Origin of the sequence: Lapillicoccus sp. (genome assembly GCF_036559105.1) — a bacterium.
In the GTDB taxonomy this organism is placed as follows: domain Bacteria; phylum Actinomycetota; class Actinomycetes; order Actinomycetales; family Dermatophilaceae; genus Lapillicoccus.
Genome location: NZ_DATBTV010000102.1, coordinates 1 through 14,279, shown reverse-complemented (window position 1 = coordinate 14,279; position 14,279 = coordinate 1). Strand labels below are relative to the sequence as shown.

Here is a 14,279-nt window from a genome sequence, read left to right as displayed (position 1 = left end):
CTCTCGAAGGAGCGGTCATGGCCAACCTCTACGGCGACGTCGAGCTCGACGCGCGTGGGATGCGCGCCCTGGCCCACCCGGTGCGGCTGGCCATCCTGACCCGGCTCCAGTCGGACGGCCCGTCGACCGCGACCCGCCTGTCCGAGTCGGTCGGCGCGAGCCCCTCGGTCACCAGCTGGCACCTGCGCCAGCTCGCCGTCCACGGCCTGGTCCGTGACGCGTCCGATGCGCAGGCCCGACGTGACCACGGTCGCGAGCGGTGGTGGGAGGCGGTGTCGCGCGGGTTCCGGTTCGCGGGGGAGCCGGAGGACGACTCGCTCGAGGCGGCCCGGGCGCTCGAGCAGGTCATGGAGAGCGTGGACGGAGACATCGTCGGGCGCTGGCGCGCCGAGGACGAGCCTCGTCTGGAGCCGCCGTGGCGACGCCGGGCCGGTCGGGCCAACACCCGGATCGTCGTCACCCCGGCCGAGCTGGACCAGGTCGAGGAGGCGATCGAGCGGCTCCTCGCGCCGTACGTGCTGCGCAAGGACGACCCGTCGGACACGCACCCGGCCGAGGCCCGCTGGGTGCGGGTGCTCCGCTACACCCTCCCGGCGGCCGATCCGGAGGCCCCCGGAGGACCGACCTCGTGACCAGCCTCAGCGATACGCATACCCGTCCCCTCTGGCGCGACCGCCGGTTCGCGACCTACTGGTCCGGACAGACCGTCTCGCAGCTCGGCGACCGGATCTCCGAGCTCGCCCTGCCGCTCATCGCCGTCACGACGCTGCAGGCCAGTGCGGCGGAGGTCGGCGTGCTGACGGCGGCGATCTGGGCGCCCAACCTGCTCTCGCTCGTCGTCGGCGCGTGGGTGGACCACCAGCGGCGCAAGAAGCGCCTCCTCGTCGTCGCGAACCTCATCCAGGCGGCAGCGGTCGCCGTCCTGCCCATCGCGCACCTGGCCGGGTTCATGTCGATGTGGCTGCTGTATGCGGTTGCGCTGGTCCTCGGCGCCGGCGGCGTGCTCTACCAGACCTCCTACCCTCCCTTCTTCGCGCGGCTGGTCCGCCGCGACCAGTACCTGCAGGCGAACTCGCTGCTGAGCGCCACGCGGTCCGCGTCGTTCGTCGCGGGTCCTGCGCTGGGCGGGCTGCTCATCCAGGCAGTGACCGCACCGGTGGCGATGGTCGTCGACGCGGTGTCGTTCCTCGGATCGGCCCTGGCCATCGGCTCGGTCAAGGTCGACGAACCGCCGGTCGAGGGGGCCGGAGAGGGCCCGGGGCTATGGCGGCGGTCGGTCGAGGGCCTGAGGTTCCTGCGCCGGCACCCCTACCTGCGTGCGACGCTCGGCTGTTCGACGGTCGTGAACCTCTTCTCGTTCGTCGCGTCCGCCGTCGTCATCCTCTTCGCCAGCCGCACCCTCGGGCTCGACCCCGGGCAGATCGGGCTGGCCTTCGGGATCGGTGCCGTGGGCGGGCTCGTCGGCGCGGTGTTCGCGTCGCGGGTCGCCCGCCGGGTTGGCCCGGGCGTTGCCGGTGTCATCGGGGCGGTGCTCTTCAGTGCCCCCTTGGCGTTCATCCCGCTGGCGTCCGGCCCGAGCTGGGCGAAGATCGCGGTGCTGGCGGCGGTCGAGTTCGTCGGGTCGGTGGGCGTGATGCTCTACGACATCAACATCAACTCGATCCAGACGGCGGTCACCCCGGATCGGATGCGCAGCCGCTCGGCCGGTGCGTATGCAACGGTGAACTACGGCGTCCGGCCCTTGGGCGCGCTGCTCGGCGGGTTCATGGCGGAGTGGGTCGGCGTACCGACGACCCTCGTCGTGGCCGGCGTGGGTGGCTGTCTCGGGATCCTCTGGCTGCTGTGGTCGCCAGTCGTGCAGATCCGTCGGGTCGAGGACCTGGAGGCGGTGGAGGCCCTGGGGGCGTGACGGTCAGTCTCGGACGACGTCGGCCGGGTCGTAGTCGTCGCGAAGCCCCTTGAACGACGGGTGCCGCATCCGGCCGTCCCGGGTCCACTCGGTGTAGTCGACCTCGGCCACCAGCTCCGGGCGCACCCATCTCGCGTTGCGGGCCTGCGCCCGGGGGACTGCCTGGTCGAGTGGGGACGCGTCGGCGGTCAGCGGCTCCAGCAGGGCCTCGAGCTGCCGGAGGGTCGCGGCGGTGAACCCCGTCCCGACCTGACCCGCATACTCGAACCCGGTCTCGCCGTGGACACCGAGGAGCAGCGACCCGAGGTGACCTTCGCGGTTGCCCTCTCCCGGCCGCCAGCCCACAACGACGGCCGAGGTGCGGCGGATGTTCTTGACCTTGAGCCAGGTGGTCACGCGGCGGCCCGGCAGGTACGGCGCCGAGCGCAGCTTGGCCATGATGCCCTCGAGCCCCTGCTCGCGGGACGCCTCGGCGATCGTCGGCCCGTCGCCCTCGACGGCTCGCGGCGTGTCCCAGGCGGCCGCCCGGAGGCCGAGGTCGAGCAGGGCCGCGCGGCGCTCGTCGTAGGAGCGCGGCATCAGCGACTCCCCGTCGAGGTGGAGCAGGTCGAAGACGAGCAGCCGGACCGGGGCCGAGCGGCGCAACGCCTCGGAGGGTGCGCGCACGTGCATCCGCGACTGGAGGAGCGAGAAGTCGGTCCGGCCCTGGGGGTCGAACACGACGACCTCGCCGTCGAGGATCGCCGAGTGGCCGTCGAGGGCGGCGGCGATGTCAGCGAGCTCCGGGTAGGAGGACGTCACGTCGTTGCCGTTGCGGGTGACCAGCCGGGCCTCGCCCTTCTCGACGAAGGTGAGGACGCGCACGCCGTCGAACTTGATCTCGTAGGCCCAGCCCTCGTCCTTGTCCGGCAGCGACCCCGCCGTGGCGAGCATCGGCGTGACGTCCCGGGGCAACGCACTGGCCATGGGCCTGAGACTAGGTCGTCAGTGGAGGGTGGGGAGGCGCTGGCGGGTCGTGAGGACCGGGGCGAAGAGGTCGCCGCGCTCGTCGAGCCGCCGCAGGATGGTCCGGATCGTGTAGCGGTCGGGCCGGAGCCCGGGGTCGTCGAGCTCGTCCCACTCGATCGGCGCCGAGACCGGCGCCCCCGGAGCGGCCCGCGGGCTGTAGGGCGCCACCAGGGTCTTGTTGATCGCGTTCTGGGTGTAGTCCAGCCGGGCCAGACCCGATCGGTCGCGGACCTGCCACTTCCAGCTCACCAGCTCGGGCATGACCGCGCCCACGGTGCGCGACACCCGCTCCACCCACTCGCGGGTCTCGTCGAACGAGGGTCCGGTCTCGACCGGTACCCAGATCTGGATGCCGCGCCGGCCGGTCAGCTTCGGCCACGCCTCGACACCGAGGTGCTCGAACGCCGTCCGGTGCAGCCGCGCGAGGGCCAGGAGCTCGGGCCACGTGGTCCGCTCGCCGGGGTCGAGGTCGACCAGCGCGTAGGTCGGCCGGTTCGGGTCCTCGACCCGCGACGTCCAGGCGTGCCACTCCAGCGCGCCGTAGTTCGCCACCCACACCAGGGTCGCCGGCTCGTCGACGACGAGGTACGTCAGCGTCTCGCCCTGGTCGGCGTCCGGGTTGTCCCAGCGGGCCAGCCACGACGGCGCATGGCCGGGCAGTTCCTTGTGCCAGAAGCCTGTGGTACCAACCCCGTTCGGGAACCGGTGCATGTTCAGCGCTCGCCGCGTGAGGTAGGGGACGAGGGTCGGGGCGATCTGCGCCGCATACCGCACGAGGTCCCGTTTGGTGACCGGCTTCTCGCGTCCACGGGGTGGGAAGAGGACCTTGTCGAGGTTCGTCAGTCGGGCCTCGTGACCGAACACCTCCCACCGGCCGGCGACGCCGATGCGGTCGAGCGCGCGGAGCTCGGCCCGAGACACCGGCTCGAACGTCGGCGGGTGGAGGGCGATTGCGGCCTCGGCGGCCGGGAGATCCGAGCGCCACAGCCGGTCGGGGTCGGCCTTGACCTCGTCGTTGGTGCGGCCGGACAGGACCGAACGCGGATGCTCCTCCGCGTCCCATCCGGCCACGACGAACTCGTCCTTCTTGTGCAGCAGCAGCCAGCTCTCCTTGCCCGCGTCGTCCACCGACGTCCGAACGAGGACGAACTTTCCCTTCAGCTTCTGGCCGTCCAGCTCCATGTGGAGCTCGCCGTGGCCCACCGCGTCGACGGGGTCACGCCCCTCGCGCTGGTAGTAGTGGTCCCAGGTGCCGGCGTCCCACACGATGACGTCGCCGCCGCCGTACTCGCCCGCGGGGATGACGCCCTCGAAGTCGTAGTACTCCAGCGGGTGGTCCTCGACGTGGAACGCGGCGCGGCGTACCGACGGGTCGAGCGTGGGGCCCTTCGGGACGGCCCAGCTGGCGAGGACCCCACCCATCTCCAAACGGAAGTCGTAGTGCAGCCGGCGGGCCCGGTGCCGTTGCACGACGAACCGGTTCCCGGCGGGTAGGGAAGCGACGGGCACCGTCGCGCCGGCCGGCTCCCGCGTCCTGGTGAAGTCGCGCTTGTACCGGTACGTGGCCAGCGGGTCCGAGGCCGCTCGACGAGGCGCGGTGCCTGGCATGCGCGACCTCCTTCCGGGCAGACCTTCCGATTCTGGCCGGAACGAGCGGTATGCGCAGGGTCAGGTCCCTCGGAAGGCGAACCCGGCCCTGCGCCTACCTGCTCGGATCAGCGGCCGAGGAAGGCCTTCCGTCCAGATGGGTCAGCCGACCGGGTTCAACCGCAGGGTCCGGATCTCGTCGCGGCGGACCTGGACCCGGCCGTCGACCACGCGGGTCTCGAACACTGGCGCGGGCCTGGTAGCCGGGCCCTGGACGACAGCGCCGTCCGCGAGGGCGAACCGGCTCGCGTGCCACGGACATTCGACGCACCCGTCGGCGATCGTGCCCTCGTGGAGCGGGCCGCCCCGGTGGGTGCACCGGTCGGCGAGGGCGTGGAGACGGCCTCCGGTCCGCACGAGGAGGACCGACGTGGCCTCGACGGTGACCACCACGGGCTGGCCTTCGAGGAGGTCGGCGTCGTCGACGGCGTCGGCCCACTCGGTCGGGGGACGCTGGAAGGCGGTCGTGTCGACGCCGACCCCCATCGCGTACGCGAGATGACCGCCCAGCCAGGCGGAGGCGCCGACGATGCCGAAGCCGGTGAGGGTCAGCCAGGCCCCGGGAGTGTCGAACCGCCCCGTCCCGGGGTCACGTCGCCGGGCGAGCCACGACGCGCCGATCACACTCAACCCGACGACGTTCAGGGCCAGATGCGCCAGACCGACGCGACGCTCGGCGCCACGGGTGTCGCTCCAGTCGGTCAGCCCGGCCAACGCCGTCGGCACGCTGCTCACCAGCCCGAGCCCGACCAGCGTCCGGGCAGCGGACTGCTGCCGCCCCTCGACGTCGAGGGCCAACGCACTGGTGAACGCGCCGATCGGGACCGTGACGAGGACCGGGTGGAGTGGGTGACCGAGGGCGACGCCCGACAGCAGGTCCTTCACCGGCCCGACCGGGATCCGGGAGGCGAGCCGGTCGAGGGCCTCCGACGGAGCGTCCAGGACGGAGGCCCGTTCCACGGCGGTCGTCGAGCGGTCGACCAGCCGGGCCAGGCGTGCGGAGAGCGACATGCGGGGGACCTACCCCAGGGTCCGGCTTCCGAACCGACACCGCCCCGTTGTCACGGTCGGGAACCCCTGTTGCTCGACGTGTAGGTGCGTGAGAATCGGGGTACTGCACTCCTCATCCGTGCAGGTGCTGTCTCTGAAGTCTGAGGAAGGACCGTCAATGGCGACGCTCCTCGCTGTCCTACCCTTGTACATACCGTCCACCGGTCGGCGGTCGTGAGCCCCCCGCGTGGCCCGTCCCCTGTGGGGTACGGCGCGTTGCGCGAGCTGCCGCTCCGGGACCTGGTCGCCGAGCTGGACCGGGTCGAGCGGCTCCTCGCCGGGCATGCGGGCCCGTCGGTGCCGGGCGCACCAGGCCGAGATCTCGCCGCCGACGCGCTCAGGAGCCGCGAACGGGCTGTGGTCGCCGAGATCCGGCGTCGACCGGGCGGCGTCCGCCTCCAGCCGTTGCGGACCCTCGAGCCCGCCTCGCGGCCAGGGTGACCGACGCGGCCACCAGGGCCGCGACCCCGCTCACCACGGCCGGCCGGCGACGCCGTTCGTCGACGGCCGCGAGCCAGAACATCGACGCCGCGTGCGTGACGTCGACGGCGACGTAGAGCCGCTGGAACCGGCTGGGCATGACCGCCTGGAGCACGCCCTGAGTGAGGTGCCGGGCACCGAGGAACCGGACCGCCGCCTCGTCGCCAGGCGTGGGACGCCGGCCGTCCACGACGTACCAGACATCCCGGCCGGCGGTGAGCAGTGCAGCTCCCCACAGCGCCGCCAGGACGCCACTGGTCCGCGAGAGCCGGTCGGACCCGGTGGTCGCCCCGGTCATCGCCGTCGCGCCATCGCCCAGACGGCCAGGCCGCCGACGGATGCGGCGACCGCGCCGGCGACCTGGGGGTACCGGTGCGCGACCCACTGCTGGGCGCTCCCCGCGTGCGCACGGTCGTCGAACGCACCGTGGGCGCCGAAGTCCCGTCCGTCCGAGCCGTCGGCGGGCTTCCACAGGTTGACCGGTGGGTCGTCGGGGGAGGGTTCGCCGGTCTGCTGCGACGAGAAACCGGTCCGGCCCAGGTACCGGTCGAGCAGGCCCGGCACGACGGCGTTGGCCATCAGCGTCAAGACGGTGCTGGACCCCACCCAGTACTCGCGCCGTCGCGGGTGGTCGGCAGCGAACACCACGGCGCGCGCGGCGACCTCCGGCTGGTAGATCGGGGCCACCGGCTGGGCGTGCTCGGGCAGCTTGTTGAGCACCCACGAGAACTGCGGGGTGTTCACCGCCGGCATCTGGACCATCGTCACGCTGACGGCGCTGCGCTCGTGAAGCAGCTCGCACCGCAAGGCCTCGTGGAACCCCTGGGTGGCGTGCTTCGCACCGCAGTAGGCGGTCTGCAGCGGGATGCCCCGGTAGGCGAGGGCAGAGCCGACGTGGACGATGGTGCCCCGGTTGCGCTGCTTCATCCGCGGCAGGACGGCCTTGGTGCCCCACACGTACCCGAGGTAGGTCACCTCGGTGGCCCGTCGGTACTCCTCGGGCGCGATGTCGTCGAACCGCGCGAAGACCGACGTGAAGGCGACGTTCACCCAGACGTCGATGGGGCCCATCTCGTCCTCGATGCGCTCCACCGCCGCGGCCACCTGTTCGTAGTCCGCCACGTCCGTCGGTACCGCGAGGGCGCTGACACCGAGCTCGCGGACCTGCGCCGCGGCGGCGTCGAGGCCGGCCTCGCCGCGGGCGATGAGTGCGACCCGGTCGCCGCGCCGGGCGAACTCCAGGGCCGTCGCTCGCCCGATACCGCCACTCGCCCCGGTGACCACCACCAGTCGGGACATGGATGACCAGCTCCTCCACCGTTCGGACGTGCGTATGCCTGTATCCCCCGCTCGTGCACCTGCCCCGGGCGACGGCCGGCCAAACCCCGTACCGGCCCTGGGGCGCGCCGTCCGTCGAGGTGGGATTGACTGCTGCCATGTCGAACCGGTGGTACAAGCAGGCCGTCATCTACAGCCTCGAGGTGGACACCTACCAGGACTCCGACGGGGACGGCTGTGGAGACTTCCAGGGTTTGGTCAGCCGGCTCGACTACCTCTCGCGGCTCGGCGTGACCTGCCTGTGGCTCAACCCGATCCACCCGAGCCCGATGCGTGACGCGGGGTACGACGTCAGCGACTACTACGGCGTCGACCCCCGGCTGGGCAGCCTCGGCGACGTCGTCGAGCTGTTCCGGGAGGCGGAGGAGCGAGGCATCCGGATCCTGCTCGACCTGGTCGTCAACCACACCTCCGACCAGCACCCGTGGTTCCGAAGCGCCCGCAGCTCTCCGGACTCGCCGTACCGCGACTGGTACGTCTGGAGCGAGACCGAACCACCGGACCGGTTCGAGGGGATGGTCTTCCCCGGTGAGCAGACCGAGACGTGGACCTGGGACGACGAGGCCGGCGCCTGGTACTACCACCGGTTCTTCGACTTCCAGCCGGATCTCAACTGGTCGAACCCGGCCGTGCGGCGCGAGGTCAAGAAGATCATCGCCTTCTGGCTGCAGCTGGGCGCCTCGGGCTTCCGCATCGATGCGGCCCCGTTCATCCTCGAGCGCCGCACCGCCCATGGATGGGTACAGAACGACTTCGCGATCCTCGACGAGTGGCGCCAGCACCTGCAGTGGATCCGGGGCGATGCGGTCCTGCTGTGCGAGGCGAACGTCGACCCTGACGTCATCCAGCTCTACACGGCCTCGACCCGCGGCGGCCAGAACGACCGCGCCCAGATGCTGTTCGCCTTCGAGATCAACCCCCTCCTGTGGCTCGCGCTGGCCCGGCGCCGGGCCGAGCCGCTGCTCACCGGCCTGAAGCAGATGACCCCACTCGCGGACCGGGCGCAGTGGGTCACCTTCCTGCGTAACCACGACGAGCTCGACCTCAGCCGGCTCACCACCGAGCAGCGCGACGACGTGTACGCGGCGTTCGCGCCGGACCCGCGCTCCCGGGAGTTCGACCGCGGGATCCGCCGACGGCTGGCCCCCATGTTCCGTGGCGACGAGGCTCGGATGCGGCTCGCGTACTCGCTGCAGTTCTCGCTCCCGGGAACGCCGATGATCCGGTACGGCGAGGAGATCGGGATGGCCGACCTCATGTCGCAGCCCGGTCGCGACTCGATGCGCACGGTGATGCAGTGGGAACCCGGGGCTCGGGCGGGGTTCTCCCCAGCCGACCCGGCGTCGTTCGCGCACCCCCTGGCGCCGCGGGGCGTCGGTCGCCGCACGAGGCCCAACGTCATCGACGAGCAACGGGACCACACCTCGCTCTTGCGGTGGTTCGCCGAGATGATCCGCACCCTCAAGGAGTGCCCGGAGGTGGGCACCGGTCGGCTCACCGTCATCGACCAGGCGATGCCGCCGGCGGTCCTGGTGCACCGTTTCGACGCGGACGAGGGCACGCTGCTGCTCCTGCACAACCTCGACAGCGAACCCCTGACCGTCGACCTGGGGCCGCAGAAGGACGTGGCCGTCGAGACGCCGCGAGAGGTGTTCGCCGACGACGCCTACGCCGCCCCGACCAAGACCCTGACCGGGCTGGCCCTGAACCCCTATGGCTACCGGTGGATCCGGCTGCGCCGCGGGTGGGTGGCGAACCAGACGTAGTGGTGGGGTGGGCCGAGCGTTACGGACCACCGGCCCCGTCGGCGCCGCCGCACTGTGAACGCTGAGCGACCTCAGAGGGACGGAGACCGTCCACAGTGTGTCGGGTGGCACACCGCTCGACACGCCCGCCGACTCGTCCGGAAATCCCGTTGCTGCCCGGGCGACTGCACTAGCGTGCCGACTGCGTCAGCCATCTTAAGGAGCGTTTCGTGGACTACCCCCTGCTCAACCTGTTCCTCACCATGCTGTACTTCTTCCTCTGGATCGCCTGGCTGTTCCTGCTGTTCCGCATCATCCTCGACATCTTCCGCAGCGCCGACCTCGGCGGCTGGGGCAAGGCGGGGTGGACGATCCTCATCGTCTTCGTCCCGTTCCTCGGTGTCCTCGTCTACGTCATCGCCCGTGGCAGCTCCATGCAGGAACGCGATCTGCAGCATGCCCGTGAGTCGAGGCAGGCGATGGACAGGTACATCACCGAGACGGCCAGGGGCGCAGCGCCGTCGACCAGCCCGGTCGACGAGCTGACCAAGCTGGCCGACCTGCACAAGTCCGGTGCCATCAACGACGACGAGTTCGCCGCGATGAAGGCCAAGGTCCTCGCCTGAGTCAGAACCGCCAGACCAGGGGGATCACGACGAGGCTCACGGCCAGCCACCACAGCATTATCGGCAACCCGAGCCGCCAGTAGTCCCCGAACCGGTAGCCGCCCGGCGTCATCACCATGAGGTTGGCCGGGGTCGCGATCGGGGTCAGCAGCGCTGCTGACCCCGCTACCGCGATGAGCATGAGCACCGGCTGGACCGAGGTGTGGGTGGCGGCCGCTGCGGAGACGGCGATCGGCGTCACGATGAGGACGGTGGCGGTGTTGCTGACGATCTGGCCGAGCACTGCGGTCAGCAGGAACATCGCCACCATGAGCACGAAGGGGCGGCCGTCCCCGACGACGGCGGTGATGACCGAGGCGATCTGGTCCGCCGCTCCGCTGGTCCGGATTGCGGTGGTCAGTGGGATGAGCCCGCCGATGAGGACGACGGTCTGCCACGAGACGGACCGGTAGGCCTGCGGCACGCTGACGACGCGGGTCACCACCATCGCGGTAGCGGCGATCAGGCCGGCGATGGCCGGCGGCACGACGCCGAAGGCCAGGAGCACCACCATCCCCGTGACGATCGCCACGGCGACGGTGGCCTTGGGACCCCAGGGCACCGCCTGCCGCCGGATGACGTCAGGGGAGTCGACGACGAGCACCGTGCGGTCGTGCGACAGCGAGTCGAGGGCCGCCCAGCTGCCCTGGAGCAGCAGCGCGTCGCCGGCGACCAGCTCGGTCTGCTCCCGAAGGCGGTCCTTGCCCATCCGCTGGACCGCGAGGATGACCAGGTCGTACGCCCGCTTCATCCCGGGGTAGACCTTCTCCCCGACCAGCGACGAGCGTGGTGGTACGACGACCTCGACGGCGCCGGCCTCCCGCGTCAGCAGGGCGCCGGCGTCGGCGGACCCGTCCATCGCGACCGCGAGGGCCAGGTCGATGGTCATCCGGCTGACCTCGTGCCGAGGTCCGCTCACGACGAGCACGTCGTCGACCGCGAGCGTGCGGTCGGTCACCGGCCGGCGTTCCGGGTCCTGGACGCCCACCAGGACGACGCCGGGGTATGCGGACAGCTCCGTCTCGTCCGGCGTCTGCCCCACGAGCGGGGAGAGGTCGCGCAACCGGAGCCGGAAGAAGCCGTCGGTGAGCGAGTAGTACTGCTCGAGGGTCTCGGCGTGACGCCCGAGGTCGGCGTCCTGGTGGGCCGGTCGGCGGTGCGGCAGCAGACGGGGGCCGAGCAGGACGCAGATGGCCAACGTCCCGGCCAGCAAGGGGACCCCGACAACGGCGAACGAGAAGAAGGGGAACGGTGGAGCGCCGCTGTCCTGCGCCGCCTCCGACACGATGACGTTGACCGGGCTGCCGGTCAGCATGAACAGGGCTCCACAGCTGCCGGTGAAGGCCAGGGGCATGAGCATCTGCGACGGCGGCTGTCCGATCCGCATGGCCAGCACGACGACAAGGGGGAGCAGCGCCGCGACCGACCCGTTCAGGGTGATGAGGGCGGTGAGGACGGCGCACAGCAGGCCGATGGCGAGAAGGAGCCGAGCCCGGCTCTCACCGGCCTTGGCGACGATGAGCTGGCCCAGCCAGGTCGTGACGCCGGTCGAGTCGATGCCCTCGCTGACGACGAAGAGCGTCGCAATGAACACGACGACGGGGTCACCGAAGCCCGCGAGCACCGCCTCGACGGGCAGCAGCCCGGTGGCCCACAGCGCCAGCATCGTGAGGATGGCCACGACGCCGACGGACAGCCGGTTCCAGACGAAGAGGACGATGACGGCACCGAGGATGACCAGGGTGAGGGTAGCGTCATCCACGGGACAACCCCGGTGTCAGAGATGGACGGGTGAGCCGGGGCCCCACGCAATGCCGCTGACGTACCAGATGACGAAGAAGATCGTCCACGCCACGAGCACGACGACGGTGTAGGGCATCATCATCGACACCACCGTGCCCATCCCCGCGGACCTCCGGTAGCGCTGGCACACCAGGATGATGAACGGCAGGTAGACCATCAACGGCGTGATGACGTTGACCGGTCCGTCGCCCACCCGGTAGGCCGCGATGACCGTCTGCGGCGCGATCCCGAGGTTGTAGAAGAGCGGGATGAAGATGGGCGCGATGATGGCCCACTTCGGGATGACGCCCGGCATGATGATGTCGATCACGAAGACCAGCAGGATGAACCCGATCAGCAGGGGTAGCGCCCCGATGTTGGCGTGTCCCAGGGCATCCGCGAGGCCCGTGGCCGCTAGCCGCGACATGTTGGAGTAGTTGAGGTAGGTGATGAACTGGGCGATGAGCAGCATGAGGAAGATCAGCCCGCCCAGCCCGTTGAAGGTCTTCACGATGGCGTTGATGATGTTCGTGCTGCCGGTCAGCGTGTTCGCTCCGCGGCCGTAGCCGATGCCCGTGACGAGGAAGAGCATCGAGATGATGAACAGCAGGCTGGACATGAAGGGGCTGTTGCCGAAGATCTCGCCGGTGTCCGGGTTACGCAGCGGGGCGCTCGGCAGGAACGTCAGCAGGGACAGGATGACCACGGCCACCAGCAGGTAGAGGCCGGCGGTCCGCAGGCCCTTGGTCTCGAGCGTGAGCTCCTCGGCGTCCGGGACGTGGTCGACGGGCGCGTCCGGCGGGCGTTCGGAGGGGTCCCACTTGCCCAGCCGCGGCTCGAGGAACCGGTCGTTGAGGAAGGTCATGACGGCAGCCATGACGATCGTCGAGACCGCGCTGAAGTAGAAGTTGTGAGTCACGGTGAGCGGTGGCGCGTTGGGTGCGACGCCCCCCATGATCTCGTTGGTGACCTCGGTGATGATCCCGTCGGCGGGCGTGATGAGGATGTTGACGAAGAAGGTCGCGCTGACGCCGGCGTACGCGGCGGCGATGCCCGCCAGCGGGTTTCGGCCCAGGGACGCGAAGACGGCGCCGCCCAAGGGGACGAGCACGAGGTAGCCGGCATCGGACGCGACGCTCGAGATGCCGCCGATGAGGACGATGATGAAGGTGATCGACCACGGCGGCGCCGCGGACACCAGCTTGCGGATCAGCGCGGCGATGAGGCCGGCCTCCTCGGCTACGCCGATGCCGATCATCGCGACGAGGATGACCGCCACCACGCCGAAGTCGTTGAAGTTCTGGACGACCGTGGTGAAGATGAGCCGGATCCCGTCCGCGCTGAGCAGGCTGTTGACGGTGATCGTCTCGGTCTTGATCTCGTAGTCGGGGACCGGCGGCTCGGTCGCATGGTCGAGCGACGGGTACATCGACCCGGCGTCGCTGTAGTCCGGGACGACCTGGGTGCCCTGCGGGACCGCGACCTGGACCTGGGCCTCGAGCCCGGCCCAGGACAGGATCGCGGACAGCAGAACGACGATGGCGATCAGGCCGAGGAAGATGATCGCGGGGTGCGGGATCTTGTTGCCGATCCGCTCGATGGTGCCGAGGAACCCCTTCTGGCCCTGCGGGGTCTCCTCCTCCGGAGGAGCGGTGTCGGCGCTCACGGCTCGTCCGTCCCGGCCGGCGGCCGGAACGACGTCGCGAGCTCGATGAGAAGCTTCGTGCCGAAGCCGGTCGCGCCCTTGTTGCGCCACGTCCGCGGCGCCGGGAGCTGCGCGGTGCCGGCGATGTCGACGTGCGCCCACGGGTGGCCGTCGACGAACTCCTCGAGGAAGAGCGCGGCCGTGATCGACCCCGCGTTCGGACCGCCCATGTTGGTCATGTCGGCGATCGTGGAGTCGAGCTGGCTGCGGTACGGCCGGTAGAGCGGAAGCTCCCAGACCGGCTCGTCGACGAGCTCTCCGGCGGCCTTGAGCTGCTCGAGCAGCTGGGCGTTGTTGCCCATCAGCCCGGCGATCTCGACACCGAACGTCCGCAGGCAGGCGCCGGTCAGCGTCGCGACGTCGACGACGGCGTCGACCGGCTCCTCGACGGCCAGGGACAACCCGTCCGCCATCACCAGCCGTCCTTCGGCGTCGGTGTTGAGGACCTCGACGGTCTTCCCATTGCGCATCGTGAGGACGTCGCCCAGCTTCATGGCGGTGCCGGACGGCATGTTGTCGGTGCAGCAGAGGTACGCGGTCACGGCCGTCGTGCAGCCCACCGCCTGGAGGGCGGTCATGGTCGCGAGGATCGCCGCCGCCCCGGTCATGTCGTTCTTCATCTGCGCGTGGGACTCGTCGCTGGGCTTGAGGCTGATGCCGCCCGAGTCGTACATGATCCCCTTGCCGATCAGCGCTAGCCGGCCGGTCGGCGACTCCGGCGCATACCGCATCCGGATCAGCCGGGGCGGCTCGGCGCTGCCCATGTTGACCCCGAGGATGCCCCCGCAGCTCATCGCGATGAGCTGCTCCTCGTCGAAGGACTCGACCTCCAGTCCGGCGTCGGGTCCGAGCAGCGCGGCCACTTCGGCCATCCGGGCCGCGGTGAGGGTCGCTGCCGGGCAGTTGGCGAGGTCACGGCCGAGGTTGTAGGCGTCGGCGATCGCCTGCCC

General features: G+C 70.7%; 12 protein-coding genes. 4 read left to right on the top strand and 8 right to left on the bottom strand.

Annotation, left to right across the window (positions count from 1 at the left end; translation table 11 throughout):
- The first annotated feature begins 17 nt into the window (after window positions 1-17).
- Window positions 18-632, top strand: coding sequence for a helix-turn-helix domain-containing protein (locus VIG79_RS13110; protein ID WP_331886298.1), 615 nt, complete (start codon window positions 18-20; stop codon window positions 630-632).
- A complete protein-coding gene (locus VIG79_RS13105; RefSeq protein ID WP_331886296.1) occupies window positions 629-1,909 on the top strand; it encodes an MFS transporter in 1,281 nt (426 codons plus the stop codon). Before VIG79_RS13110 ends, VIG79_RS13105 begins: the two co-directional genes overlap by 4 nt.
- A 3-nt stretch (window positions 1,910-1,912) precedes the next feature.
- Here the strand turns inward: VIG79_RS13105 and ligD are convergent, their stop codons facing one another.
- The 5 genes from ligD to VIG79_RS13080 form a co-directional block, all read right to left on the bottom strand.
- Window positions 1,913-2,875, bottom strand: a complete 963-nt coding sequence (gene ligD / locus VIG79_RS13100) for a non-homologous end-joining DNA ligase (protein ID WP_331886294.1) — start codon at window positions 2,873-2,875, stop codon at window positions 1,913-1,915.
- Between the two features lie 18 nt (window positions 2,876-2,893).
- Window positions 2,894-4,525, bottom strand: a complete 1,632-nt coding sequence (locus tag VIG79_RS13095; protein ID WP_331886292.1) for a DNA polymerase ligase N-terminal domain-containing protein — start codon at window positions 4,523-4,525, stop codon at window positions 2,894-2,896.
- A 141-nt stretch (window positions 4,526-4,666) separates the two neighbouring features.
- Complete coding sequence (locus VIG79_RS13090) at window positions 4,667-5,575, bottom strand: Rieske 2Fe-2S domain-containing protein (protein ID WP_331886290.1); 909 nt, start codon at window positions 5,573-5,575, stop codon at window positions 4,667-4,669.
- A gap of 376 nt (window positions 5,576-5,951) precedes the next feature.
- Window positions 5,952-6,392, bottom strand: coding sequence for a hypothetical protein (locus VIG79_RS13085; protein ID WP_331886288.1), 441 nt, complete (start codon window positions 6,390-6,392; stop codon window positions 5,952-5,954).
- Complete coding sequence (locus tag VIG79_RS13080) at window positions 6,389-7,393, bottom strand: SDR family oxidoreductase (RefSeq protein ID WP_331886286.1); 1,005 nt, start codon at window positions 7,391-7,393, stop codon at window positions 6,389-6,391. The genes VIG79_RS13085 and VIG79_RS13080 overlap by 4 nt, the downstream gene beginning before the upstream one ends.
- Before the next feature lie 137 nt (window positions 7,394-7,530).
- Between VIG79_RS13080 and VIG79_RS13075 the strand changes: the two genes are divergently transcribed.
- Both VIG79_RS13075 and VIG79_RS13070 read left to right on the top strand, forming a co-directional pair.
- Window positions 7,531-9,198 (top strand): alpha-amylase family protein, encoded by a 1,668-nt coding sequence (locus VIG79_RS13075; protein ID WP_331886284.1) that lies wholly within the window; start codon window positions 7,531-7,533, stop codon window positions 9,196-9,198.
- A gap of 209 nt (window positions 9,199-9,407) precedes the next feature.
- Entirely contained in the window at window positions 9,408-9,803 is a 396-nt protein-coding gene (locus VIG79_RS13070) for an SHOCT domain-containing protein (RefSeq protein WP_331886282.1), read from the top strand.
- A 1-nt stretch (window position 9,804) separates the two neighbouring features.
- Here VIG79_RS13070 and VIG79_RS13065 read toward each other — a convergent pair whose 3' ends face one another.
- From VIG79_RS13065 to VIG79_RS13055, 3 genes are all read right to left on the bottom strand, one after another.
- Window positions 9,805-11,604, bottom strand: coding sequence for an SLC13 family permease (locus VIG79_RS13065; protein ID WP_331886280.1), 1,800 nt, complete (start codon window positions 11,602-11,604; stop codon window positions 9,805-9,807).
- Between the two features lie 15 nt (window positions 11,605-11,619).
- Complete coding sequence (locus VIG79_RS13060; RefSeq protein WP_331886278.1) at window positions 11,620-13,290, bottom strand: AbgT family transporter; 1,671 nt, start codon at window positions 13,288-13,290, stop codon at window positions 11,620-11,622.
- On the bottom strand, window positions 13,287-14,279 hold a 993-nt coding region (locus VIG79_RS13055; RefSeq protein ID WP_331886276.1), incomplete at its 5' end, for a M17 family metallopeptidase. The genes VIG79_RS13060 and VIG79_RS13055, both read right to left, overlap by 4 nt.

Bases quoted from the DNA above. Each gene is read 5' to 3' on its own strand.
- VIG79_RS13110 (WP_331886298.1), top strand. From the start codon at position 18: ATGGCCAACCTCTACGGCGACGTCGAGCTCGACGCGCGTGGGATGCGC.
- ligD (WP_331886294.1), bottom strand. From the start codon at position 2,875: ATGGCCAGTGCGTTGCCCCGGGACGTCACGCCGATGCTCGCCACGGCG.
- VIG79_RS13095 (WP_331886292.1), bottom strand. From the start codon at position 4,525: ATGCCAGGCACCGCGCCTCGTCGAGCGGCCTCGGACCCGCTGGCCACG.
- VIG79_RS13090 (WP_331886290.1), bottom strand. From the start codon at position 5,575: ATGTCGCTCTCCGCACGCCTGGCCCGGCTGGTCGACCGCTCGACGACC.
- VIG79_RS13085 (WP_331886288.1), bottom strand. From the start codon at position 6,392: ATGACCGGGGCGACCACCGGGTCCGACCGGCTCTCGCGGACCAGTGGC.
- VIG79_RS13080 (WP_331886286.1), bottom strand. From the start codon at position 7,393: ATGTCCCGACTGGTGGTGGTCACCGGGGCGAGTGGCGGTATCGGGCGA.
- VIG79_RS13075 (WP_331886284.1), top strand. From the start codon at position 7,531: ATGTCGAACCGGTGGTACAAGCAGGCCGTCATCTACAGCCTCGAGGTG.